The organism is Ruegeria sp. BHSA123 (assembly GCF_059613425.1).
This window is the reverse complement of the sequence record NZ_JBXWSL010000003.1, coordinates 158094-181842: the sequence shown is the minus strand read 5'-3', so window position 1 is coordinate 181842 and position 23749 is coordinate 158094. Positions and strand designations below refer to the sequence as shown.

Genomic DNA, 23749 nt, shown 5'->3' with positions numbered 1-23749 from the left:
AGGGCCACGTAATCGGAGTCGTCCCAGCCCGAGAATGCGTTTGAGGTGGGCAAACAGCATCTCAACCTTCTTTCGGAGCTTTGCCGAGACTTTGTATTGGGGCGTTTTGCGGGTTTTGTCAGAAGAACTTGGCTTGAGGCGGGCAGGGCGGTTGCGTAGCTTTTTCCCATGACCAGACCTGCCTCATTCAAATACTTCAAAACCAGCCCCGAGATAATCCGCCTTGCGGTGACGCTGTATATCCGTTTCCCGCTCTCGCTTCGAAATGTCGAAGATCTGTTACACGAGCGAGGCATCGACGTGAGCCACGAAACTGTCCGATATTGGTGGAACAGGTTTGGCCCTATGTTTGCATCAGAGATCCGAAGAAAGCGTGTTCAGCAACTCAGAGCCTTTTCAAAATCGAAGTGGCACGTTGACGAGGTTTTCGTGAAGGTGAATGGCAAGCGGCATTATCTTTGGCGGGCTGTGGATCATGAAGGCGAGGTGCTGGAAGCCGTTGTTACCAAACGCCGAAACAAAGCTGCAGCGCTGAAATTCCTCAAGAAATTGATGAAGCGACATGGTTGCGCCGAAGAGATCGTCACAGATCGCTTCGCTTCCTACATGGCTGCGCTCAGAGAAATGGGCGCGCTCGAAAAACAACAGACGGGAAGGTGGCTCAACAACCGCGTCGAGAATTCGCACCTGCCGTTTCGACGACGCGAACGCGCGATGCAGCGTTTCAGGCGAATGCGAAGTTTGCAGAAATTCGCCTCCGTCCATTCCTCTGTCTACAATCACTTCAACCAGGAAAGATCGCTAGCCAGTCGAGACACCTTCAAGCTGACCCGCACCGCCGCTCTCGCCGAGTGGCGTCAACTTTGTTCCGGATAGGTTCGCGGTTTCCGCGGCAAACTGAGACTGGTTCGAATTCGTCTGACAGCACCGTTGAACCGTATCGCGCCGATTGAGGAGGGCATTGTGGCACCCATGCGCAACGCAAGATGACAATTTTGGACTGGACTGAGCGATTTCACGGGACAAGCCGCCTTCCGAAGGCTGTGCGTGAAAGGTTACGTACGGCGGCCCGTATTGTGCGGTGCCCAAAAGGCGCTCAGGTATTCGGCCCTGACAACGTCCCCGACAGCCTGTTGTTCTTGTATGACGGACGGATCCGCGTTTCTCAAAGTTCGGATTCGGGCCGCGAGATCGTGCTCTATCGGGTCGAGGCGGGGGAAAGCTGTGTGCTGACGACGGCCTGCATGCTGGCAGAAGAAGCATATAACGCTGAAGGTATTGCCGAAACCGACGTAACGGCGGTGATCTTGCCGAAACATGCCTTTGACCGTCTGGTCTCGGAAGAAGACGCATTTCGTGAGTTTGTGTTCGAGGCCTACTCGCGCCGGCTGATTGATCTGTTGCGGGTAGTCGATGACGTGGCATTCGGGCACTTGGATATTCGCCTTGCTGAACGCCTTCTGGTTCTGTCCGGGGGTCGGGAAGACATTCAGGCGACGCATCAGCAACTCGCCAGCGAACTGGGCACCGCGCGTGAAGTCGTATCGCGGATTTTGCAGGACTTTCAAAAACGCGAGATGATTACCCAATCGCGGGGGCGCATTACGATAACCAACAAGGCGGCTTTGGAACAGTTGGCTCAAAGCACCTGACCATTTCGGGAAATTTTCCGGTTTCGTGACTTTGTCACTGAAGTCGGGGTTTCAAAGTTATATTTACTCCTCAACTTTTCATGCCGCCATGGTGATTGCAGGTCTCACGCGAAGGCCGGATGAGGGTTGGCAGAAACGGAGGAGACAAAGATGAATGACCGCAATCCCGCCCGGACGTTCGGCGGCATCGCCATTGCGTTGCTTGTTGCTGCTTTGGTCGGCGCGGCTGGCAGTTACATCTTTCTGATGTCCGGGCACGGGCATCGCCAGGGAATGACCGGTGAACGGGCAGAGCATCGTCACGGTGCAGATGGGCAAGGCCACGACGAGGTCAACATGCCGGGGCTGAGGAGCGAGAACGCGACGCCCGAGGAAAGCGCCGAGCTGGCTGTGATGTTCCGCAATTTCGATACGATCACACGCGAGGTTGAAAACCTTCCCAACGGTATTCGCACTGTCACAAGATCTTCCGACCCGGATGTCATGGATGCTCTGGTCTCCCATGTTGCCGGGATGATCGATCGGGTGAGTCGCAAGGATGATCCGATGATCATCATTCAGAGCCCGACCCTCGACATATTTTTTCAACATGGCGACAAGATCACCTCGGATATCGAAGTGACCTCTGAAGGGATCGTAGTGGTGCAAACATCTGACGATCCGGAAATAGCCAAAGCCATGCATATCCATGCGGCCGAAGTGAGCGCGATGGCGGATCGCGGCATGGACGCCGTCCACGAAATGATGATGACACGCGGCGGAAACGGGTAACGGATCCGCGCCAGTTAGGAGGCAAGATCATGAATGATCAGAAGTCAATCGAGATACACAACCAGAAAATGGCCGACGCGATAGCGACGCCGATTGGAAGCTACCCAGTTGATCTGAGCGTGAAGCCCGATGTTCAGGGTTTTTACGACGAGGCGACGGCGACGATCAGTTATATTGTTGCGGACCCGACCTCGAATGCCTGTGCGATTATCGACAGTGTCATGGATATCGATTATGCCGCTGGCCGCATTACGTTTGGCCATGCCGACATGCTGATTGCCGAGGTTGAGAAGAGGGGCCTCAAGCTGGAATGGATCATTGAGACCCACGCCCATGCCGACCACCTGTCAGCCGCGCCTTACATCCAGAAAAAGCTGGGCGGCAAGATCGGCATCGGTGAAAACATCAAGATCGTGCAAGACGTGTTTGGCAAGATCTTCAATGAAGGCACCGAGTTTCAGCGGGACGGCAGCCAGTTTGACGCCCTGTTCGTCGATGGCATGACCTACAAGATCGGCAACATGACCGCCTTTACCATGCATACGCCGGGCCACACACCCGCCTGCATGGTGCATGTTGTCGGGGATGCAGCCTTTGTGGGCGACACGTTGTTCATGCCTGACGGTGGCTCGGCGCGGGCCGATTTCCCCGGGGGCGACGCGGGGACGTTATATGACTCGATTCACAAGGTGCTCAGCCTGCCGGACGAAACCCGGCTATTCATGTGTCACGATTATGGTCCCAACGGGCGTGACATCCAGTGGGAAACCACGGTGGCCGAGGAGAAGGCCCACAACATTCACGTGGGCGGCGGCAAGACAAGGGACGAGTTCATCAAAATGCGGTCCGAGCGCGACGCGACGCTGGCAATGCCGACGCTGATCGTACCCTCGATTCAGGTCAACATCCGGGCGGGCGGCATTCCAACGGACCAGGACGGGAACCAGATGCTCAAAGTCCCAGTCAACAAGCTCTGAACGCAAGAGGCACCCATGGACATCAGAAAGATATCAGGCGCAGTTTCGGTGTCGCCGCAGATTACGCCAAGTGACATCGAGGCTATAAAAGGCGCGGGCTTTCGTGCCATCATTTGCAACCGCCCCGATGGCGAAGGTGCCGATCAGCCGACTTTTGAGGAGATCGAGGTAGCTGCGGAAAAACTGGGTCTCGAGGTGCGCTATGTTCCAGTGCAAACCGGGATCGTCAGGGACGAGGACGCCGAGGCCTTTGGCAGCGCGCTGACCGAGTTGCCGGGTCCGGTTCTGGCCTATTGCCGGACCGGCACGCGCTCGGCCACTTTGTGGTCGTTGAAAGAGGCGGCGCACAAGCGTCCGGTATCCGAAATCCTGTCTGCCACCAAGGTCGCCGGTTATGACATGAGCGGCGTCGCCCGCCGCATTGCCAATGGTGGGAAAACGCCGACCGACACGGGCGACGCATCCTTCGACGTGGTTATCGTGGGCGGTGGGGCTGGCGGTATTGCCACTGCGGCCAGCCTGCACGCGCGCAAATCCGACCTGTCGATCGCCATCATTGATCCGTCTGACGTGCATTATTATCAGCCCGGCTGGACTTTGGTGGGTGGGGGTGTCTTCTCCGCAGAACAGACCGCCAAGACGATGGGATCCCTGATCCCGCGCGGGGTGAAGTGGATCAAGGCGGCAGTTGCTGCCTTCGAGCCGCTGAACAATGCCGTTATTCTGGATGGCTGTCGCGTGGTGAAATACGACCGTCTTGTCGTGTCTCCGGGGCTCAAGCTGGACTGGAGCGCGGTCGAAGGGCTGGAAGAAACCTTGGGCCGCAACGGGGTGACCTCGAACTACCGCTATGACCTGGCGCCCTACACCTGGCAGCTTGTCGAAGGGCTTAAGGAGGGCCGGGCGCTGTTCACTCAGCCGCCGATGCCGATCAAATGCGCGGGTGCGCCACAAAAAGCCCTATATCTGTCGGGCGATGCGTGGTTCCGGCGCGGCGTTCTGAAGGATATCGACATCCAGTTCATGAACGCTGGCGGTGTGCTGTTCGGGGTCAAGGACTATGTCCCGGCGCTGATGGAATACGTCAGAAAATACGACGCCTCGCTGAATTTCTTTCACAATCTGGTGTCGGTAGATGGGGCGGCGAAAAAAGCGACCTTTAAGGTTGCAGTGCCCGACGCGGAGCCGGATTTGGTCACAGTCGAGTTTGACATGATGCATGTCTGCCCGCCACAGGTCGCGCCGGACTTTATTCGCGTGTCGCCGCTGGCGGACGCGGCGGGCTGGGTCGATGTTGATCAGGCGACACTGCGCCACAAGAACTTTGACAATATCTGGTCGCTGGGCGACGTGATGAACGCGCCCAACGCCAAAACCGCAGCGGCGGCGCGTAAACAGGCACCGACCGTGGCCGATAATATCGTGGCAGACATTCAGGGCCGCGGCCCGGTTGCCGCCTATGACGGCTACGGCTCGTGCCCGTTGACGGTCGAGCGTGGCAAGATCGTTCTGGCCGAGTTCGCCTATGGTGGGGTGATGACACCCAGCTTCCCGAAATTTCTGATCGACGGAACCAAACCCAGCCGGTTGGCGTGGCTGTTGAAGGAGAAGCTGCTGCCGCCGATCTACTGGTCTGCGATGCTGAAGGGCAAAGAGTGGTTGGCCAAACCCGAGCCACTGAAGGTGGCGACCGATTAACACCTCTCGAAACTGACACCGGAAGAACCGGTTTAAGTTCTGGTCTGTCCCGCCTTCACCAAATGTGCGACGGGCCACGGTATGGTGGTCAGAGCCTCCCGCGCTCTGGCCGCCGCTTTCTCAGGACGTGAACCCATGCAGAGCCTTTTACGTTTCCTTCCTATTTTTGACTGGGGTCGCCAGTATAGCCGGGCGTCACTGTCGAATGATCTGATCGCGGCTGTGATCGTCACGATCATGCTGATCCCACAGTCCTTGGCCTATGCCTTGCTGGCAGGGCTGCCGCCCGAGGCCGGGATCTATGCTTCGATATTGCCGATCATCCTTTATGCGGTTTTTGGCACCAGTCGGGCGTTGGCGGTGGGGCCCGTCGCGGTTGTGTCGCTGCTGACAGCCAGCGCCGTGGGGCAGGTGGCCGAGCAGGGCACAGCTGGATACATGGTGGCGGCACTGACGCTGGCTTTCCTGTCGGGTGGGTTTCTGGTGCTGCTGGGCGTTTTTCGACTGGGCTTTCTGGCCAATTTCCTCAGCCATCCTGTCATCGCAGGCTTCATTACCGCGTCGGGTGTCCTGATAGCGACCAGCCAAATAAAGCACATTCTGGGTGTCAGCGCCCATGGGCATACCCTGCCAGGGATGCTGGGCTCAATCTTCGAAAACCTTGGGCAGACCAATTGGCTGACGGTAATCATCGGCGTGCTGGCCACTGCGTTCCTGTTTTGGGTGCGCAAGAACCTCAAACCCGCGTTGCGGCGCATGGGGGTGACGCCCCTGCTGGCTGACGTGCTGACCAAGGCCGGACCAGTTGCTGCCGTGGTGGTGACCACAGTTGTCGTCTGGGGGTTCGGGCTGGATGCGCAGGGCGTCAAGATCGTCAGCGACGTGCCCCAGAACCTGCCGCCACTGACTTTGCCGGGGCTGTCCTCGGACCTCATCGGTGCATTGCTGGTGCCTGCGATCCTGATCTCGATCATCGGTTTTGTCGAAAGCATCTCGGTTGCGCAGACGCTGGCTGCCAAGAAACGCCAGCGCGTGGACCCCGATCAGGAGTTGATCGGTCTGGGCGCAGCCAACCTGGGCGCGGCATTTACCGGCGGCTTTCCGGTCACCGGCGGGTTCTCACGCTCGGTGGTGAACTTCGATGCGGGGGCGGAAACCCCGGCGGCAGGCATCTATACCGCTGGTGGTCTGGCGATTGCCGCACTGTTCCTGACACCGCTGGTGTACTTTTTGCCCAAGGCCACGCTGGCCGCGACGATCATTGTTGCGGTGCTAAGCCTTGTGGACCTGTCGATCCTGAAAAAGACCTGGGGATATTCGCGCGCCGATTTTACCGCCGTGGCCGCCACCATCGTTTTGACTTTGCTGGCCGGGGTCGAAACCGGTGTGGCCAGCGGCGTGGCAATTTCGATCCTTCTGCATCTATACAAAACGTCGCGCCCGCATGTGGCCGAGGTCGGGCTTGTGCCGGGCACGCAGCACTTCCGCAATATCAATCGCCACAAAGTCGACACCGAGCCGTCACTTGTGACGCTGCGGGTGGATGAAAGCCTGTATTTCGTGAACGCCCGTTTCCTCGAAGACCTGATCCAGGCGCGAGTGACCGAGGGCTGCGAAATCCGCAACGTGGTTTTGATGTTCTCGGCGGTGAACGAGGTCGACTTTTCAGCCCTCGAAAGCCTTGAGGCCATTAACCACCGCCTGCGTGACATGGGCGTTGGTCTGCACTTGTCCGAAGTCAAAGGCCCCGTCATGGACCGCCTGAAACAGTCGCATTTCCTCGACGACCTCAACGGGCAGATCTTTCTCGCCCAGTACGACGCATGGCAGCGGCTGACCGCACCGGAGAGGGTAACATCAGCGGCAGAGTAACCAGAGCCGAATTAGGGCCAGAATCCCGTGAGAAGTTCCGATGCGGGCTTAATACTCGGGTTCACCTTGAATAGGTGGGCTGCCTTGGGCCGCACTCATTTGCATTCCGGAAGTGGTTTACTTCGACGTCAGATCAATAATGCAACGTAGCGAAATCGAATGGAAGCGCATCAAAGCTTTGCCAGATTTGCTCACAATACTCGGACTGAGCAACCGCAAAACGAACCATCCTGATTGTCAGTTCCTGTGAAGGAAGCGTACTGTCAACGCGTTGAAGCTGACCTGTTGCCAGGGACGCAGCAACCAGGGAATGAGGTAACCAGGCAACGCCAATTCCATTCAGGGCATATTGTTGCATCGCAAGTGTCAGGGCTGTTTCAGCTCTGGTCACAAGTGTGGTTTCCTCTGGTAATCGCGGCGCGATTTTCCGAGCGAAAACTTGACCCAGAAACACATCGGGCGGATAGCCTATGACCGGAAGTGCCGCACTGGTGATTTTGTTGCGAACAGAGGGTGCGCAAACGGGAATCAAAGTGTCCGTGCCAAGTGTCTTGGCTTCGAATGCGTCACCAATACTGCTTATTTCGTCGCCCGGAACCGAATACATGATCGCGAAATCGACCTGTTTTGAGATCAGGTTCAAAAGACATTCGTCCTGGTTCCCCGATCGCACGTGAATTGGGATATCGTCATTCTCGGTCAGCGTTTGCACGATCCTTGGCGAAATCGTGGTCGTCAAAGCATGTTGGCACACAAACGACAGTGACTTCCCGGTTTGGTCATTCGCTGTCTTCAGCACATGTCGCAGTTTGTGCAGCCGCGTACTAAGCTCTCTCAGTTCGGGCTCTAATGACTGAATGCCAGGCATAAGTGATACGGGCTTGCGGCGGCGGTCAAACAGGGTGGCTCCGACGCTGTTTTCGATAAGCCGTATCCGCCGGGTGAAGGCAGATTGAGTGAGAAGCCGCTTCTCAGCGGCTCGTGTCAAGGAACCGCTATCCAAAACAGCCAATATGTCATCGATCCATTCCAAGCGCATGGGGTTTAAATAAACTAAGGACATCTAACATGCAGCTTATGCAAGTTATGAGTAGAATTTTGAATTAGATGCACGGTTTGAGGGATGGCAAATTGCCGAAATTCAATGTTAGGAGCCTCCACATGCATCTCGCCCGCTTTCCACGTGTGCACCTTGCCCATCTGCCGACGCCGTTGGAGCCGATGAAGAGGCTGTCCAAAGAACTGGGGGTGGAAATCTGGATCAAACGCGATGACTGCACTGGTATGTCAACCGGTGGCAACAAGACCCGCAAACTGGAATTCCTGATGGCCGAAGCTGAGGCGCAGGGCGCGGATATGGTCATGACGCAAGGGGCAACTCAAACCAACCACGGCCGACAGACAGCCGCTTTTGCAGCCAAGCTGGGATTTGATTGCCATATTCTGCTCGAAGATCGCACCGGTTATCAGGACGGAAACTACAACACCAACGGCAATGTCCTGCTGGATCACCTCCACGGTGCAACCACCGAGAAATTTCCCGGCGGGCATGACATGCCGGCCGAGATGGAAAAAGCAGCAGAAAAGAAAAGGGCAGAGGGGCGCAACGTCTACCTCATCCCCGGTGGTGGATCAAATCCGACAGGTGTCCTTGGCTATGTGAACGCAGCTTTTGAGCTTTTGGGCCAAGCCAACGACCGCGGTTTAAGAATTGACCGGCTGGTGCACGCGACCGGCTCTTCGGGAACGCAGGCGGGGTTGGTGACCGGTATGTGCGCCATGAACGCGAAGGTGCCGGTTTTGGGGGTCGGGACCCGGGCGCCCCAACTTAAACAAGAACAGATGGTTTACGATCTTGCCTGTAAAACAGCCGAGAAGCTGGGATGTGCAGGCGTCGTGAACCGCGAAGACGTGATGGCCAATACAGATTACGTCGGACAGGGTTACGGCATGCCTACCGAAAGTGGTATCGAGGCAATCCGAATGTTTGCCGAGCTGGAGGGGATACTTTTGGATCCCTGCTATTCGGCAAAAGGTGCGGCAGGTCTTATTGATCTCACACGCAAAGGCGAGTTCCGGGACCAGCGAGTCGTATTCCTGCATACCGGCGCTGCAGCGGCGCTGGGGGGGTATGACTTTGTGTTTGATCATCAGAACCGCTGGGTCAATATCTGACCAATGACGCGGGCCCCGATCGGTATTCTTGGTGGCATGGGCCCTGAGGCGACTATCCTCCTCCAGCGCAAGTTGGTGGAGACTGTGCCAGCAGACGACGATCGCGACCATATCCCGTTGTTGATCGATATGAACCCGCAGGTGCCGTCTCGTATTGCTCACCTGATTGACGGAACGGGCGCGGATCCGGGGCCTGTCCTTGCCGCGATGGCACGTCGTCTTCAAGCCACCGGGGCTGTGGCCTTGGCTATGCCGTGCAACACAGCACATTACTATGCTGCTGCGATTACGGATGCCGCGACTATTCCCTTGTTGAACATGGTGGAACTGGCAGTGGATCGTGCCGACCGGACAATCGGACCGGGTGGGTGTATCGGGATGCTGGCGTCGCCCGCGCTGCGGCGCGTAGGTCTTTTCGACACCGCGTTTCAAGCGCGGGGAATGTCAGTTGTCTGGCCAGCAGATGAGGGCAAGATGCTTGCGGCCATCCGCAGGATCAAGGCCGGTGATCCTTACAATGAGGCACGCGAAACTCTGAATACCGTATCTGCGGAACTGATTGGTGCCGGGGCAGATATGCAACTTATCGCGTGTTCAGAGCTGTCGTTAATCGCCGACAGTGTCGCCGCGGACGTAAGAGCTGTTGATACGATTGACCTGTTGGTTGATGCGATCATCGCGTTTCCCAAGCAAATCGCACCCACTCTTGATCCTGCTGAAAGTGGGGCAAGTGATAAGGCTGGAAGGCAGCGCTGCTGTGCAGTTGTGATCGTTGATCGTCTAGCAGATCACCTCAGCGCATAACAAATGGGTTCGACATCGGTTTGTCCGATGTATTCAGCCAAACGGTCTTGGTTCGCGTGTAATCGTGAATGGCCTCCAATCCCGATTCCCTGCCATAACCGGATTGATTGAAACCGCCAAAGGGCGCGATGGGTGAGACGGCGCGGTAGGTGTTGATCCAGCAGATGCCCGATTTCAGGCGTGATGAAACACGGTGAGCACGGGCGACATTTTCGGTGAAGATGCCCGAGCCAAGCCCGAACGGCGTGTCATTGGCCAGGGCGATTGCCTCTTCTTCAGTGTCGAAGGGCAGCAAGGACATGACGGGGCCGAACATTTCCACCTTTAGGGTCTCCGTCTCGGCACTGGTGCATTCCACCAGCGTTGGGGCCATGAAATAACCTGACCGATCCAGTGGCGCGCCACCGAAACGAATACGTGCACCCTGTTCCTTGGCCTTGGCCAGCGTCGCCTGAATTCTGACAATCTGAGCTTTTGTGCACAGCGGGCCAATGTGTGTTTCAGGTTTCAATGGATCGCCGATGACAATGCCCGTCATCTTTTCTTCGATTTTGGCGATAAGGGATTCCATAAGGGGGCGATGGATCAGCCCGCGCGATCCTGCGACGCAGCTTTGACCTGAAGCGCCGAAATTACCCGCGATCAGTCCGTTGGCCGCACCATCCAGATTGGCATCATCGAAAACTATGATCGGGGATTTTCCACCCAATTCCAACGTGGTTACAGCAAAGTTTTCCGCCGAGTTGCGCACCACATGGCGCGCCGTTTCCGACCCGCCAGTAAACGCGATGCGGTCCACGTCAGGGTGTCGGGTGAGAGGGATCGCACAGTTCTCGGCGTCCCCGGTAATGACGGAAACGACGCCGGGTGGGAATCCCGCTTTGTCAATCAAGCGGGCGAATTCCAGCATTGGGGCGGGCGCAATCTCTGATGCCTTCAGCACAACCGAGCACCCCGCGGCCAGAGCTGGCCCAAGCTTGGTAGCCGTCAGAAACATCTGCGCGTTCCAGGGGACAATTGCGACCACCACGCCAATGGGCTCGCGCCGCGTAAAGACATGCATGTCCGGTTTGTCGATCGGCAGGACCGCGCCTTCGATTTTGTCCGCCAGCCCCGCATAGTAGCGATAATAATCGCCGACATAAGCCGTTTGGGTCGCGGTTTCCGCCAGCAGCTTGCCGCTGTCCTTCGTCTCGACCTCGCCAAGGCGTCCTGCGTTCTGTTCGATCAGTTCCGCAAGCCGGAACAACAGTTTGCCACGCGCGGTTTGCGTCATGTCCCGCCACGCCGGATCGTCAAGTGACTGGCGCGCTGCAGAAACGGCGCGCTCTACGTCTTCGGGTGCGGCGCAGGCGAAACTGGCCCATTCCTCGCCCGTCGCGGGGTTCAAAGAGGTCATCACTTGCCCACGTGCCCCTTCGGTCCAAGTGCCGTCGATAAAAAGCTGGAAATGTGGCTTATGGTGCATTGCGGCCCCTTACTGAAACTTTGGCATTACATCGTCGATGAAACGGGCAAGCGATGCGCGTTTGCGTTCGAAGCTCATGCCGCTGTCGATCCAAAACGAGTATTCATCATATCCAAGGTCTTCATAGCGTTTCAGACGCTCTGTTACCCCGTCCGCCGTGCCGATTGTCAGATCGCGCACAAGGTTTTCGGGTGCCATCATTGCGTTGGCTGCCATTTCTTCTTCGGTCAGAGCCTGAATCAATCCCTGTCGGACTGGTCGCTTGTTTTGGAACCACGCGCCGAAATAGTTGTAGAACCGGGACAAATCCCGCGCAGCCTGATCCAGTTCAGCGTCATCGCGCCCGACATAGGTGTGGTGAAGCAGCATGATCTTGGGGCGCGCTCCGCCGTGATTGGCGCAGGCGGTCTCAAAACGGGTCATCAGTGTCTCGATTTCTTCGATGCCTTGCCAGAGCGGGGTGACCTGAATGTTGAACCCGTTCTGAACGCCGAACTCGTGGCTGTTCGGATCCCGCGCGGCAATCCAGATGGGTGGCCCGCCGAGCTGCACCGGCTTTGGCGCCGAACTGGTGGCGGGAAACTGAAAGAACGCTCCGTCATGCGCGTAGTCGCCTTCCCACAATTTGGGCAGCAGAGGAGCGATCTCTCGCATTCGCTGACCGGCGGTCCATGCGTCCAGACCGGGCATAAGCCGCTCATATTCATAAGAGTAGGCACCGCGCGCTATGCCCAGTTCGATCCGGCCACCGGTCATGATATCCGCCGCGGCTGCCTCTCCCGCCAGTTTGATCGGATGCCAGAACGGTGCGATCACAGTGCCGGTGCCAAGGCGCACGTTTTTGGTATGATGCGCGATGTCCACCAGCGACATCAGCGGGTTGGGTGCGATGGTGAAATCCATCCCGTGGTGTTCACCGGTCCAGACCGCACGCATCCCTGCCTGATCAGCCATCTTGCACAGCTCGATGAACTCTTCATACAACTTCTCATGCGACTCTTCGGGGCCCAGCCGTTCCATATGGGCAAAAAGGGAAAACTCCATTCCTCAGGTCCTTTCCGACAGGCTGTGCACATCGCCCCGCTGGGCGTCACCCAGATAAAGCGAGAAATTGCGGGTTCGGCTTTCCAGCGCAAAACGAGCCATCATGGTGGCGATGGGTGCTGACGCGTAAGGCAGGGTCGCCAGGTCTTTGGTTGCGACTGCGTGAAACGGGCCATGCCGGGGCAGGGCGGGCGCAGACGCAAGAATGTAAACATGGTGCGTGGTGGCATCGTCATAGACGGAATACGCGACGCCAAGGTGTGCATTGATACCCCTTGCCGTCAGGTTCTGCATAAGGCTGCTTCGCAGATCTTGCCGATCTGACAGCGTAACTTGCGGCGGGCGGAAACCGGCATCTGTTTTCTCCAGAAAGACGTGCTCGTCCTGCTCGATGATCGCGCCACAGACCACATTTCGCCCGGATGGTTCCAGCGCGCCACGCTCCAGCCCGAGGCTGAAATACTGCCCGTTCGCATAGCCAAGTCCGGTGGCATCGTTCTGAGAATACGTTTCGACCTGACCGATTAAAACGCAATGGTCGCCGGCTTCGACAACCTGATGAGTGCGGCAGGAAAACGTTGCGACTGCCCCCCTGATCAAAGGGACGTCATTCTTATCAAAGTAGTGATCGACTTTGGCAAATCGATCACCTTTGAACCCGGCAAACGTATTGGATACGTTTTCCTGCCCCTCGGCCAGAATGTTCACCGCGAAACGGGCGCAGGTTGCAAAAACGTCGAAAGAAGACAGGTTTTTTCCCGGACAGACCAAAAGCAGCGGCGGGTCGAGAGAAACCGAAGTGAAGGAATTGGCCGTAAAGCCAAGTGTATTGCCTACGTCATCACGCGTCGTCACAACCGTCACACCGGTCATGAACCGACCGAATGCACGACGAAGGTCACGAGGATCAAGCGCGGTCATGGGCGCAGCTCACTCAGAAAGCTGGAAATCGCAGCGTTGACCTGATCTGCATGCGTCATCGGCATCATATGTGCAGCGCCTTCAATGATTTGCGCGCGCCCGTTCATCGCGGCGTCCGCCATGGCGCGTGACATCTCCGGGGTTGAATTGGGCTCAAGACTGCCGGTTAGAAAAAGCGCCGGGCAGCTTAGTTTCTCCAACGCATCACGTCGGGGGCACTGGCTGTGGGCGAATACGGAATAGGCCGTTTTATACGCAGCCGGGTCCATGGCCGTCAGCCATCTACGGCAGGCATCGCGCTCAGCCGAGGCGACATCTCCGAACCATCGATGCAATGTGCTGGTGGGATCAGCGATCGTCTTGCCATCCAGTTGCGCCGCACGGTCGCGCACGGCCTGTGCCGCATTCGCGGCTCTCTCAAAAACCGCGTTCAATGCGACGACCCCACAAACCCGGTCTGACGCTTTGGTGGCAACATCAAGCGCGATCATGGCCCCCATCGAGTGGCCAACCAAAACGACCGCTCCACTCATGCAGTCCAGAACACCCCGAGCCGCTTCGGTGTACGCCGAAAGCCCGATGCTGAGGTCAGTTAATGGGCTGTCTCCGTGACCGGGCATGTCCGGAGCGGTCATGCAACCCTCGGACTCAAGCCCGTCCAATTGCGCACCCCAGGCTTCAGCCCGTAAACCAACACCATGCAACAGAAGGATATTCTGACCCGAACCAGTCTGGATAGCCGCCAGCCCGCCGATCTCAGACCGCGGCCGGGTTGTCCAGGTCATGGCCCAAATCCTTGAGATCCTGATAACGGTCACCGATACGGTGGTGCGGTCTGCCCGAGGTTGCTGCGCCTAATACGACCACAACTTCGTCATCGCGCGGTGCGTCAGAAATTGAGAACTGAATTGTCAGGTAGTGTGACCGCCGCCCGGCATCGTTTTTATCCATCAACGGCACCATGATCGGCGCATTTGCCGGACCACGTGTGTTGGTGAACGCCAGATAGGATTTCGCACCGACGGCCTCACGGTAGTGATTGCCAAAGCGCAACGTGTGAATAAGGCCCGAAGCGTGCTCGACCTCACCATTCAGCCCGACCACGGCGGCTTTGCCATAGGCTTCGATTGCCTCACCACTCCCTGCCAGTTTGATCATACGTTTCGCCATCATCTCACCCAGAACAGGGCCATAGGCCTGTATTTCGGGTTTAAGGTCTTCCACAAACCGTCCTGCCCAGGGGTTGTGAACCACTGCGGCCACGGCAAACATGCGCCATGGGGTTTTGGCGGCTCGGAAGCCCTCGACAAGGACCTCCTCATCGTAGGTGACGATCTTACGTATTTCCGGTTGCATCAAAGCTCTCCTGTCGCGCTCGCAAACGTTAAAAACGGACAGGGTTTTTGACAAATGATTGAATTATGTGCTTTGCCATTAAAAAGATTAATGGACAGCTTGACCAAATGGGTAAATCTCTTCCACCACTGACCTGGTTCCGATCCTTCGAGGCGGCTGCACGAACGCTTAGCTTTACGGCGGCTGCCGAAGAGATTGGCTTGACGCAATCGGCGGTCAGTCAGCAGGTGAAATCGCTCGAGATGCGTTTGGGGACAGCTCTTTTTGTGAGGCACCCCAGAAGCTTGGCGCTGACGGATGCGGGGCGTAAACTATTGCCCGAGGTTGGCAGCGCGCTTGAAGCGCTTGCCGCGGCTGCCGGGCGCGTGGACGCCAGCGCGTCCGGAGACATCTTGACTGTCGCCACGTCTGTTAGCATCGCCCAGTGGGTTATTGCCCCATATCTGTCAGATTTTACCAGACGCCATCCTGAAGTTCGCGTCCGGCTTCTCAGTGCGATCTGGCCCGACGATTTCCACGCATCCCACGCTGATGTTCAGGTTCGGTTCGGATCAAAGAAACAGGTGGGACAGGGCGCTGTCCGCCTGATGCCTGACCGGCTGGTTGCCGTGAAATCCCCGACGGTCGCGGGCGGTGTGTTTGACCTGCCTCTGATCGAGGCTGTCGGGACATCAAGTGGGTGGGGTACATGGTTTGAAAAACAGGGCTTGCGCCGCCAACCTGGTGTTTTTGTCGATACATTTGGGATGGCACTGCAACTGGCCGTTCACGGCAGCGGTGTCGCGTTGGTCAGCGAATTACTGACGACTCATGCGATTGCCGCCGGTCTGGTCATACGCGCGCATGAATGTTCGGTTGACAGCAACGAAGGCTATTACCTCTCGTCAAACGCCGCCAATCCGGCTGCCCGATTGTTTCACGACTGGGTGTTGGCCTTGGTAACAGAACAGACCCCGAAGGTCGTCGACGTCTCTGGCTAACGGCAGAGGTTGATTGACAGTGTTCCATCGGTAGGGTCACGTCACCAGATGAACAATTAGGCGAGGGGCGTATGCAGATCATCACCAATCCACATCGGGGGGGCCAAAAGCTTGCACCGTCTGCGCCGTATCCTTCTACAGATGCTGCCCGTGTTGCAGATTTGCTTTCTCGGTGCCCTGTCGCGAAAGAAACGCCATTGGTTGATGCCGGGAAACTGGCCCCTGTAGCCCGGCTTTGGGTGAAAGATGAACGGGCGCGTATGAACCTTGGTTCGTTCAAAGCTTTAGGGGCAGCCTATGTAATTGCGCGTCATGCGGCCGAGAAGACAGGTGAGCCGGGTGAACAAACTCTGGCAGGCGCGACCTATGTGACCGCGAGCGCCGGGAACCACGGCATGAGTGTTGCGGCTGGTGCCAGAATCTTCGGCGCGAAGGCTGTTGTTTACATTGCTGAAACTGTGCCCGAGACCTTTGCGGAACGTCTGAAAGGGCAAAAAGCCGAGGTTGTTCGAAGTGGTGCTGACTATGCCGCCAGCATGGAGGCCGCGAAAACGGCTGCCGAAGACAACGGATGGATATTGCTGTCGGACAGTTCGTGGGATGGATATTATGACCTGCCATGGATGCTCATGGAAGGATATCTGCAAATGGCGGCAGAGGCTGTCAGGCAGTGCCCTGAGATTCCGACGCATATTCTGTTGCAAGCAGGCGTGGGCGGGCTGGCCGGTGCCGTTGCTGCCTATGCACGACACATCTGGGGCGACGCACCGAAGATCGTTGTGGTTGAACCCGAAGCGGCGCCCGCGTTGCAGGCCAGCATAGTTGCCGGAAAATGTGTTTTCGCGGATGGCCCAGACAGCATCATGGGGCGTCTGGACTGCAAGGAACCGTCGTTGATCGCGTTAAACGGATTGGCCCGCGACACAGACCTGTTCCTGACCCTTTCAGATGACGATGTGGCGGCAAAGCTTGACGCGATGGCAAAGGTCGGGCTGGCCACCACGGCGTCAGGCGGGGCAGGCCTTGCGGCGGTGATGAACGAAACCGCACGGAAAGCCATGGGGATCGACGAAAACTCACGCGTGTTGTGCTTTCTGTCGGAGATCGCGGAATGAGAGGGTTCGATCAGACAGAGTTCGAGGCGCGCACCAAACGCGCGCAGGAGCTGATGCGAGCCGCGGATTTGTCGGCGCTGCTGCTGACTACAGAAACTGATGTGCGTTTCTTTACCGGCTATCTGACCCGATTTTGGGAAAGCCCAACCCGGCCATGGTTTCTGGTCGTACCGGCCACGGGCAAACCGGTGGCCGTGATCCCTTCGATCGGGGCCGCGCTCATGGGGCAGACCTGGATCGATGACATCCGAACCTGGAGCGCGCCCGATTTGCAGGACGACGGTATCTCGCTTCTGGCCGATGTCCTGGCCGAACTGACACCCGTTTCAGGCAATGTCGGAATGCCGGACGGCCATGAGACTCATGTGCGTATGCCCATGGCGGACATTGAACGCTTGCGCGGCGCTCTCGGCACGCGACGCATCACCGGAGATCAGGGTATCCTGCGCCGGCTGCGCATGATCAAATCCCAGGCTGAAATTGCCAAGATCCAAACAGCCTGTGGTATTGCGGGACGCGCCTTCACCCGCGTGCCCGAGATTGCCCGCGCAGGGGTGCCTCTGGACACGGTTTTTCGCCGCTTCCAGATGCTCTGCCTTGAGGAAGGGGCCGATTGGGTGCCGTATCTAGCAGGCGGGGCAGAGCAGGGCGGCTACAGTGATGTAATATCACCTGCAACTTCGGCGCCGTTGGAACCTGGCGACGTACTTATGCTGGATACAGGTCTGGTTTGGGATGGCTATTTCTGTGATTTTGATCGCAATTGGTCTGTAGGCCCAGCCCGGCCTGAGGTGAGATCAGCGCACGCCCGACTGGTGGAAGCCTCAGATGCCGCGTTCGAAATCGCCCGACCCGGTGCAACAGCCTCAGATTTGTTCCATGCTATGAACAAGGTGCTTACCAAAGATGCTGAAGGCACAGATGCAGGGCGGCTGGGTCATGGGTTGGGGATGTCACTGACAGAATGGCCATCCATTATTCCGGCAGACCAGACCGTGCTGGAACCCGGCATGGTTTTGACACTGGAGCCGGGCATCGCCGTTGGTACAAAAATACTTGTCCATGAAGAAAACATTGTCATCACCGAAGGCGCTCCATGTTTTCTTAGCCCGCGTATCGGGCCAGAGGTGATCGAGATATGACCCGAATACATTACGCCCTTGATGAGGACGATCCCAAGGCCACCCCACTTGGTCTGATCGTGTTGCAGACCGATGAAACGTTGGAGCCTGAGTTCAGCTCGTATTTTTCGGACCGCAAGTATCCAATCTATGTGACACGTATTCCCAGCGGGATCGAGGTGACGACGGAAAGCCTTGCGGAAATGGAGAAGGCGCTGCCAGCCGCCGCCGCATTGCTGCCCAGCGCGCGACCTTATCGCGTTGTCGGGTACGGGTGCACGTCTGCAAGCTCGGTTATCGGGTCCGACCGTGTAGCGGAACTTGTTAAACAGACATGCCAGACCGCCGAAGTTACAAACCCTTTGCGTGCAGCTACGGCCTGTGCGCGACACCTGGGAGTTTCGAAATTCGCGCTGCTGTCGCCCTATATTGAAGAGGTAAACCTTCCCCTGCGCCGGGCCTTTGCCCAAGGCGGAGTGGAGATGGATGTTTTTGGGACATTCGGGGAATCAGAAGAGGCCAAAGTTGTTCGGATTTCGGTGCAATCCGTTATCGACGCTGCCACAAAACTGGGCTCGGACCCGTCGGTTGATGCGGTTTTTCTGAGTTGTACAAACCTTCGCACACAACAGGCTATTCCCGAGATACGCGCTCGTATCGGCAAGCCGGTTCTGTCCAGTAATCAAAGTCTTGCGTGGCATATGCGTGCTCTGAACGAAGCCGGGTGAGCTGTTAAATCCCGATATTGTGTAACAAAACCGGGATTCACTGTTGCAATGTGAACATCGCTTGGTCTTAACTAACGGCTACAGATCAATGAAATCCGCAGAAGACGGATAATCATTTGACGTAACAGGGGGTCTTGTGGCCGATACAATGAACGACGCCGCGTTTGTCGAATTCCAACGCGTACAGAAGTCTTATGACGGCGAGAACCTCGTCGTAAAAGACCTAAACCTTGCAATGCCCAAAGGTGAGTTTCTGACAATGCTTGGGCCGTCAGGCTCGGGCAAGACGACTTGCCTAATGATGCTCGCCGGATTTGAAACCGCCACGCACGGTGAAATCCTCCTGGGCGGCAAGCCCATCAACAATATCCCGCCGCACAAGCGCGGTATTGGCATGGTTTTCCAGAACTACGCTTTGTTCCCGCATATGACGGTGGCCGAGAACCTGTCGTTTCCACTTGAAGTCCGTAAGCTGGGCAAGTCGGAGCGGGATGAAAAGGTCAAGCGCGCGCTGGATATGGTTCAGATGGGCGCCTTTGGTGGCCGACGTCCTGCTCAGCTGTCGGGCGGGCAACAACAGCGGATTGCTCTGGCCCGTGCCCTGGTATTCGAGCCCGAACTGGTCTTGATGGACGAGCCTTTGGGGGCATTGGACAAGCAGCTTCGTGAACATATGCAGTTCGAAATCACACGTCTGGCCCATGAGCTTGGGATCACAACTGTCTACGTGACCCACGACCAGACCGAAGCGCTGACCATGTCAGATCGGGTGGCCGTCTTCGACGATGGCCGCATTCAACAGCTTGCGCCACCTGATCAGCTTTACGAAGAGCCGGAAAACAGTTTCGTCGCGCAATTCATCGGTGAAAACAACACGTTGGAAGGTGTTATTAAATCGATTGATGGCGACACTTGCGTCGTACGCCTGGATGATGGCTCGGAAATCGACGCGGTTCCGATCAACGTCCACAACGCAGGCGACCGGACCAAAGTTTCGATCCGCCCTGAACGTGTGGAATTCAACAAAGACCGCCTGCACGCCGACGCCCATACTTTGAAAGCAAGGGTCGAAGAATTCATTTACATGGGCGACGTATTTCGGTTCCGCATGTCCGTTGCCGGAAACAACGAATTCATCGCCAAAACTCGAAATGCGCCTGATGCCGTACGCCTGACCCCGGGTCAGGAGATCGAGATCGGCTGGCTGGCACAGGATTGTCGTGCGCTCGACGCATAGACCAAACCGCGCGGGACAAGCGCGGTTAAGCTGAGGGACCGGCCGGTGAAAACCCGTGCATCGGCTGACCACCACATAAAACGGGATGAACTGGGAGTAACACATGAAACCAACCAAGATCATGCTCACTGCGGCTGCAATTGCGACGGCTGCGGGCACTGTTTCAGCCGAGGAGATGACCATCGTTTCCTGGGGCGGTGCCTATTCAAAGTCGCAGTTGAAGGCGTATCACGAGCCCTATTCGGAAAAGACCGGCATCACGATTCTGAACGATGACAGCTCGAACGAGGCCGTCGCCAAACTGCGCGCGATGAATGAAGCGGGCAACATCACATGGGATGTAGTGGATGTTGTGGCCGCTGACGCAATCCGGCTTTGCGACGAAGGTCTGGCGCTTGAAATCGATTTTGACAGCCAATTGGCTCCGGCTCCGGATGGCACGCCGGCTTCTGAAGATTTCGGGGAACTGTTAGTCAGCGACTGCTTTATTCCGCAGATCGTCTATTCGACCACATTCGGCTACCGCACCGATCTGGTAGGTGACACCCCACCAACCGACATCTGTGCAGTGTTCGACCTGGAGGCATATCCGGGCAAGCGTTCGCTGGAAAAACGCCCCATCAACAATATGGAATGGGCGCTGCTGTGTGACGGCGTCGCGAAGGATGATGTCTATGACGTTCTGGCGACTTCGGAAGGTCAGGATCAGGCTTTGGCCAAGCTGGACACCATCAAAGACAGCGTTGTCTGGTGGTCCGCCGGTGCGGACACGCCTCAGTTGCTGGCTGACGGCGAAGTTGTCATGGGTTCGACCTATAACGGTCGTCTGTTCAGTGTGATCGAAGAGCAGAAACAGCCGGTTGCAATGCTGTGGGACGCGCAGGTGTTCGATCTGGACGGTTGGATCATCCCTGCCGGACTGAGCGATGAGCGCAAGCAGCGCGCTTTGGACTATATCATGTTCGCAACCGACACTCAGCGTCTGGCGGATCAGGCCAAGTACATCTCGTACGGTCCGGCCCGCGCTTCGTCAGCTCCACTTGTGGGTCAGCACGCCGATCTGGGTATCGATATGGCACCGCATATGCCGACCGATCCGGAAAACGCCAAGAACACGTTCCTGTATAACTACGAATTCTGGGCGGATTACCGCGACGATATCGACGCCAAGTTCCAGGCATGGCTGGCGCAGTAAGCGATTGATTTCATGACACAGTCGGGGGCGGTGCGCCGCCCCTGAACCAAGACATACCCGAGGGGCTCGAATGACTGACGCAAGCCAAAACGCCGGACCCATGCTGGCAGCGGACGGAACGCCGCTCAAACTATCGCTGGCACGCTCGCTGCGGCGGCAAAAGCTGCGCGCCCTTCTTCTGATCGCCCCTTTGCTTTTGTTCGTGCTGTTTTCCTTTATTGTGCCGATCGCGGCGATGCTTTTCCGATCGGTCGAGAACAGCATCGTTTCGGAAACACTGCCTCTAACTGTCGAGGCGCTTCAAAATTGGGACGAGCAGTCTGGCGAATTGCCGGGCGAAGATGTGTATAATGCATTTGTCCGGGATATGATTGTTGCGATTGACAACAAAGAGCACACACGGCTTGGTTCGCGTTTGAACTACGAAGAAACCGGTATGTCTTCGATGTTCCGCAAGTCAGGTCGTCAGATCAAGAAACTGGATCCTGAAACGGATGGTCCGTTCAAGGAGCAACTAATTGATATTCACGACGGATGGGGCGATCCACAAACGTGGCGCGTGATCAAAACCCATTCGCCGAAGATCACCAACGGGTATTTTCTGAATGCAGTGGATATGCGCAGAACCCCTGACGGCGCGCAATCTCAGCCTGAAGACAAGCAGATCCTGATCAAGTTGTTTGGCCGGACCCTGTTCATGTCACTGGTTATTACCGGCGCCTGTATTCTTCTGGCATATCCGGTCAGCTACCTGCTGGCCACCCTGCCGATGCGGGTGTCGAACCTGTTGATGATCCTTGTGCTCTTGCCGTTCTGGACGTCGCTGCTGGTCCGAACATCAGCCTGGAAAGTCATGCTGCAACAGCAAGGCGTAATCAACGAAACGCTGGTCTGGCTGGGGTTAGTAGCCGACGATGCACGGCTGGTGATCATCAACAACCAGATCGGTACGATCACAGCGATGACGCATATCCTGCTGCCATTCATGATCCTACCCATGTATTCAGTGATGCAGACCATTCCGGAAACTTATACACGCGCTGCGAAATCCATGGGGGCGACGAACTGGACGACCTTCTGGCGCATTTATTTCCCGCAATCCATTCCGGGCATCGGCGCTGGTTCCATCCTCGTGTTCATTCTGGCGATTGGCTACTACATCACGCCTGAAATTGTGGGTGGTACCAAAGGTGTCTTTATCTCAAACCGGATCGCCTATCACATCTCGTCTTCACTGAACTGGGGACTGGCGGCGGCGCTGGGAACGATACTGCTGGCGGTCGTTCTGCTGCTCTACTGGGTCTACGACAAGATCGTGGGCATTGATAACGTGAAGTTGGGATAATCAAGATGGCCGCACTTACCCCGATATCCCGCAAACCTCTGTCCATGGTTCTGCCCAGCGTCGCACTGGCCGGGGCATTCGCTGGTATCTTTGTCGGCGCCGGAAACGGCTCGGTCCTGCTGGGGATCGTAGGCGGCGCCATCGTGATTGCCGGTCTGGCATGGATTTACATCAACATTCTAAAGAATGAGCAGTTGGCCCGCTGGATCAATATCCTCGGCTTTGGCATCGCAGGCTTCCTGTTGTCAGGTCTTATGGGAGGCGTTCTTGGCCTGCTGGGCGGCTGGTTCTTTATTTGGTTTACCTACTGGCTGTACGAAGGGCGATACCGGCGCAAGCTGCTGCCATACCTGACCGCGCAGCAAGTTTTTTACCACTACCTGTTTCGGGTGATCTGCGGTGCGATCTTTGTCTTCCTGATTACACCGATCCTTGTGGTCTTGCCGCTGTCGTTCAACGCACAAGACTTTTTCACCTTCACGCCCGAGATGTTGCGGCTTGACCCTGAAGGGTATTCGCTGAAGCACTACCGTGATTTCTTCACCAACAATGAATGGCAACGCAGCTTCAAGAACTCGCTGATCATTGCCCCGATTGCCACAATCATCTCGGTTTCGCTTGGTACTCTGGCGGCCATTGGTCTCAGCCAGAGCCACGTCCCCGGTCGCCGTGCTATCATGGGAATCCTCATTTCGCCGATGATCGTTCCGCTGATCATCTCGGCCACCGGCATGTTCTTCTTCTACAGCGATATCGGTCGTTTCCTTGAAGGGACGTTGGGCATGAACAAGAACTTTGTGGGCTATCTGAAAGTCATCCTGGCGCACGCCGTTCTGGGTATCCCATTCGTGATCATCACTGTGACCGCCACGCTTGTGAGCTTTGATCGCTCACTAACGCGTGCTGCTGCGAATATGGGGGCAGGGCCGGTACGTACCTTCTTCAAGATCCAGATGCCACTGATTCTGCCGGGTGTGATCTCGGGTGGTCTGTTCGCCTTCATCACCTCGTTCGACGAAGTTGTGGTGGTTCTGTTTGTGGGCTCAGCCAGTCAGAAGACTTTGCCGTGGCAGATGTTCACCGGCCTGCGGGAACAGATCAGCCCGACCATTCTGGCGGTTGCGACAATCCTTGTGGTTCTGTCGATTGCGCTGCTGACCACGGTTGAATTGCTGCGGCGTCGTTCGGAACGCCTGCGGGGGCTTTCCCCCGCTTGACGGATCGTATCGTCTGATCTAACGATTTCCCTGTTCACCCTCGCTGCGATGGCGTCGCGGCACGTAAGGGGGT

At 56.9% G+C, this 23749-nt stretch carries 22 protein-coding genes; 16 read left to right on the top strand and 6 right to left on the bottom strand.

Annotation, left to right across the window (positions count from 1 at the left end; genetic code table 11):
* Nucleotides 1–168 precede the first annotated feature (168 nt).
* The 6 genes from AC2FNC_RS02985 to AC2FNC_RS02960 all read left to right on the top strand — a co-directional run bounded on the left by AC2FNC_RS02985 (nucleotide 169) and on the right by AC2FNC_RS02960 (nucleotide 6970).
* Nucleotides 169–876, top strand: a complete 708-nt coding sequence (locus AC2FNC_RS02985; protein WP_496714582.1) for an IS6 family transposase — start codon at nucleotides 169–171, stop codon at nucleotides 874–876.
* A 110-nt stretch (nucleotides 877–986) separates the two neighbouring features.
* The gene (locus AC2FNC_RS02980) at nucleotides 987–1652 is read left to right on the top strand and encodes a Crp/Fnr family transcriptional regulator (RefSeq protein WP_480516433.1); all 666 of its coding nucleotides are present in this window, start codon (nucleotides 987–989) and stop codon (nucleotides 1650–1652) included.
* A 150-nt stretch (nucleotides 1653–1802) separates the two neighbouring features.
* Nucleotides 1803–2423 carry a hypothetical protein gene (locus AC2FNC_RS02975; RefSeq protein ID WP_496714581.1) on the top strand — a complete coding sequence of 207 codons (621 nt, stop codon included), beginning with the start codon at nucleotides 1803–1805 and terminating at the stop codon, nucleotides 2421–2423.
* A gap of 92 nt (nucleotides 2424–2515) precedes the next feature.
* On the top strand, nucleotides 2516–3400 hold the full coding sequence (locus AC2FNC_RS02970) for an MBL fold metallo-hydrolase (RefSeq protein WP_480604325.1): 885 nt from the start codon (nucleotides 2516–2518) through the stop codon (nucleotides 3398–3400).
* A gap of 15 nt (nucleotides 3401–3415) precedes the next feature.
* The gene (locus AC2FNC_RS02965) at nucleotides 3416–5098 is read left to right on the top strand and encodes a bifunctional protein tyrosine phosphatase family protein/NAD(P)/FAD-dependent oxidoreductase (protein WP_496714580.1); all 1683 of its coding nucleotides are present in this window, start codon (nucleotides 3416–3418) and stop codon (nucleotides 5096–5098) included.
* A gap of 135 nt (nucleotides 5099–5233) precedes the next feature.
* Nucleotides 5234–6970 (top strand): SulP family inorganic anion transporter, encoded by a 1737-nt coding sequence (locus AC2FNC_RS02960; protein ID WP_496714579.1) that lies wholly within the window; start codon nucleotides 5234–5236, stop codon nucleotides 6968–6970.
* A 133-nt stretch (nucleotides 6971–7103) separates the two neighbouring features.
* On the opposite strand, the gene AC2FNC_RS02955 is transcribed toward AC2FNC_RS02960, so the two are convergent.
* Nucleotides 7104–8009 carry a LysR family transcriptional regulator gene (locus AC2FNC_RS02955; protein WP_496714583.1) on the bottom strand — a complete coding sequence of 302 codons (906 nt, stop codon included), beginning with the start codon at nucleotides 8007–8009 and terminating at the stop codon, nucleotides 7104–7106.
* 122 nt (nucleotides 8010–8131) lie between these two features.
* Between AC2FNC_RS02955 and cuyA the strand changes: the two genes are divergently transcribed.
* Entirely contained in the window at nucleotides 8132–9145 is a 1014-nt protein-coding gene (gene cuyA / locus AC2FNC_RS02950; protein ID WP_496714578.1) for a D-cysteate sulfo-lyase, read from the top strand.
* Between the two features lie 3 nt (nucleotides 9146–9148).
* Nucleotides 9149–9949 carry a cysteate racemase gene (cuyB, locus tag AC2FNC_RS02945; RefSeq protein WP_496714577.1) on the top strand — a complete coding sequence of 267 codons (801 nt, stop codon included), beginning with the start codon at nucleotides 9149–9151 and terminating at the stop codon, nucleotides 9947–9949.
* On the opposite strand, the gene AC2FNC_RS02940 is transcribed toward cuyB, so the two are convergent.
* The 5 genes from AC2FNC_RS02940 to AC2FNC_RS02920 are packed head-to-tail and all read right to left on the bottom strand — an operon-like array spanning nucleotide 9939 to nucleotide 14738.
* Nucleotides 9939–11417, bottom strand: a complete 1479-nt coding sequence (locus AC2FNC_RS02940) for an aldehyde dehydrogenase (protein ID WP_496714576.1) — start codon at nucleotides 11415–11417, stop codon at nucleotides 9939–9941. The genes cuyB and AC2FNC_RS02940 overlap by 11 nt on opposite strands.
* A gap of 9 nt (nucleotides 11418–11426) precedes the next feature.
* A complete protein-coding gene (locus AC2FNC_RS02935) occupies nucleotides 11427–12461 on the bottom strand; it encodes an LLM class flavin-dependent oxidoreductase (RefSeq protein ID WP_496714575.1) in 1035 nt (344 codons plus the stop codon).
* A gap of 3 nt (nucleotides 12462–12464) precedes the next feature.
* Nucleotides 12465–13382 (bottom strand): flavin reductase family protein, encoded by a 918-nt coding sequence (locus AC2FNC_RS02930; protein WP_496714574.1) that lies wholly within the window; start codon nucleotides 13380–13382, stop codon nucleotides 12465–12467.
* Nucleotides 13379–14167: an alpha/beta fold hydrolase gene (locus AC2FNC_RS02925; RefSeq protein ID WP_496714573.1), complete on the bottom strand. Its 789-nt coding sequence runs from the start codon at nucleotides 14165–14167 to the stop codon at nucleotides 13379–13381. Before AC2FNC_RS02925 ends, AC2FNC_RS02930 begins: the two co-directional genes overlap by 4 nt.
* Nucleotides 14139–14738 (bottom strand): amino acid synthesis family protein, encoded by a 600-nt coding sequence (locus AC2FNC_RS02920; RefSeq protein WP_496714572.1) that lies wholly within the window; start codon nucleotides 14736–14738, stop codon nucleotides 14139–14141. Before AC2FNC_RS02920 ends, AC2FNC_RS02925 begins: the two co-directional genes overlap by 29 nt.
* Before the next feature lie 107 nt (nucleotides 14739–14845).
* Here AC2FNC_RS02920 and AC2FNC_RS02915 point away from each other — a divergent pair, with 107 nt between their 5' ends.
* The 8 genes from AC2FNC_RS02915 (at nucleotide 14846) to AC2FNC_RS02880 (ending at nucleotide 23676) form a co-directional block, all read left to right on the top strand.
* Complete coding sequence (locus AC2FNC_RS02915) at nucleotides 14846–15718, top strand: LysR family transcriptional regulator (protein ID WP_496714571.1); 873 nt, start codon at nucleotides 14846–14848, stop codon at nucleotides 15716–15718.
* A 71-nt stretch (nucleotides 15719–15789) separates the two neighbouring features.
* Nucleotides 15790–16833: a pyridoxal-phosphate dependent enzyme gene (locus tag AC2FNC_RS02910; protein WP_496714570.1), complete on the top strand. Its 1044-nt coding sequence runs from the start codon at nucleotides 15790–15792 to the stop codon at nucleotides 16831–16833.
* Complete coding sequence (locus tag AC2FNC_RS02905) at nucleotides 16830–17975, top strand: M24 family metallopeptidase (protein ID WP_496714569.1); 1146 nt, start codon at nucleotides 16830–16832, stop codon at nucleotides 17973–17975. The genes AC2FNC_RS02910 and AC2FNC_RS02905 overlap by 4 nt, the downstream gene beginning before the upstream one ends.
* Nucleotides 17972–18682, top strand: coding sequence for a maleate cis-trans isomerase family protein (locus tag AC2FNC_RS02900; RefSeq protein WP_496714568.1), 711 nt, complete (start codon nucleotides 17972–17974; stop codon nucleotides 18680–18682). The genes AC2FNC_RS02905 and AC2FNC_RS02900 overlap by 4 nt, the downstream gene beginning before the upstream one ends.
* Before the next feature lie 136 nt (nucleotides 18683–18818).
* A complete protein-coding gene (locus tag AC2FNC_RS02895) occupies nucleotides 18819–19919 on the top strand; it encodes an ABC transporter ATP-binding protein (protein WP_480476308.1) in 1101 nt (366 codons plus the stop codon).
* A 103-nt stretch (nucleotides 19920–20022) separates the two neighbouring features.
* Complete coding sequence (locus AC2FNC_RS02890; RefSeq protein WP_480476310.1) at nucleotides 20023–21114, top strand: extracellular solute-binding protein; 1092 nt, start codon at nucleotides 20023–20025, stop codon at nucleotides 21112–21114.
* A 70-nt stretch (nucleotides 21115–21184) separates the two neighbouring features.
* Nucleotides 21185–22459: an ABC transporter permease gene (locus tag AC2FNC_RS02885; RefSeq protein ID WP_480476312.1), complete on the top strand. Its 1275-nt coding sequence runs from the start codon at nucleotides 21185–21187 to the stop codon at nucleotides 22457–22459.
* A gap of 5 nt (nucleotides 22460–22464) precedes the next feature.
* Nucleotides 22465–23676 (top strand): ABC transporter permease, encoded by a 1212-nt coding sequence (locus tag AC2FNC_RS02880; RefSeq protein WP_496714567.1) that lies wholly within the window; start codon nucleotides 22465–22467, stop codon nucleotides 23674–23676.
* Nucleotides 23677–23749: the final 73 nt, after the last annotated feature.

Coding starts and splice junctions, on each gene's coding strand:
- AC2FNC_RS02890 (WP_480476310.1), top strand. CDS start 20,023: ATGAAACCAACCAAGATCATGCTCACTGCGGCTGCAATTGCGACGGCT.
- cuyB (WP_496714577.1), top strand. CDS start 9,149: ATGACGCGGGCCCCGATCGGTATTCTTGGTGGCATGGGCCCTGAGGCG.
- AC2FNC_RS02920 (WP_496714572.1), bottom strand. CDS start 14,738: ATGCAACCGGAAATACGTAAGATCGTCACCTACGATGAGGAGGTCCTT.
- AC2FNC_RS02880 (WP_496714567.1), top strand. CDS start 22,465: ATGGCCGCACTTACCCCGATATCCCGCAAACCTCTGTCCATGGTTCTG.
- AC2FNC_RS02975 (WP_496714581.1), top strand. CDS start 1,803: ATGAATGACCGCAATCCCGCCCGGACGTTCGGCGGCATCGCCATTGCG.
- AC2FNC_RS02965 (WP_496714580.1), top strand. CDS start 3,416: ATGGACATCAGAAAGATATCAGGCGCAGTTTCGGTGTCGCCGCAGATT.
- AC2FNC_RS02935 (WP_496714575.1), bottom strand. CDS start 12,461: ATGGAGTTTTCCCTTTTTGCCCATATGGAACGGCTGGGCCCCGAAGAG.
- AC2FNC_RS02910 (WP_496714570.1), top strand. CDS start 15,790: ATGCAGATCATCACCAATCCACATCGGGGGGGCCAAAAGCTTGCACCG.
- AC2FNC_RS02930 (WP_496714574.1), bottom strand. CDS start 13,382: ATGACCGCGCTTGATCCTCGTGACCTTCGTCGTGCATTCGGTCGGTTC.
- AC2FNC_RS02885 (WP_480476312.1), top strand. CDS start 21,185: ATGACTGACGCAAGCCAAAACGCCGGACCCATGCTGGCAGCGGACGGA.
- AC2FNC_RS02915 (WP_496714571.1), top strand. CDS start 14,846: ATGGGTAAATCTCTTCCACCACTGACCTGGTTCCGATCCTTCGAGGCG.
- AC2FNC_RS02940 (WP_496714576.1), bottom strand. CDS start 11,417: ATGCACCATAAGCCACATTTCCAGCTTTTTATCGACGGCACTTGGACC.
- AC2FNC_RS02960 (WP_496714579.1), top strand. CDS start 5,234: ATGCAGAGCCTTTTACGTTTCCTTCCTATTTTTGACTGGGGTCGCCAG.
- AC2FNC_RS02985 (WP_496714582.1), top strand. CDS start 169: ATGACCAGACCTGCCTCATTCAAATACTTCAAAACCAGCCCCGAGATA.
- AC2FNC_RS02900 (WP_496714568.1), top strand. CDS start 17,972: ATGACCCGAATACATTACGCCCTTGATGAGGACGATCCCAAGGCCACC.
- AC2FNC_RS02925 (WP_496714573.1), bottom strand. CDS start 14,167: ATGACCTGGACAACCCGGCCGCGGTCTGAGATCGGCGGGCTGGCGGCT.
- AC2FNC_RS02955 (WP_496714583.1), bottom strand. CDS start 8,009: ATGCGCTTGGAATGGATCGATGACATATTGGCTGTTTTGGATAGCGGT.
- AC2FNC_RS02980 (WP_480516433.1), top strand. CDS start 987: ATGACAATTTTGGACTGGACTGAGCGATTTCACGGGACAAGCCGCCTT.
- cuyA (WP_496714578.1), top strand. CDS start 8,132: ATGCATCTCGCCCGCTTTCCACGTGTGCACCTTGCCCATCTGCCGACG.
- AC2FNC_RS02905 (WP_496714569.1), top strand. CDS start 16,830: ATGAGAGGGTTCGATCAGACAGAGTTCGAGGCGCGCACCAAACGCGCG.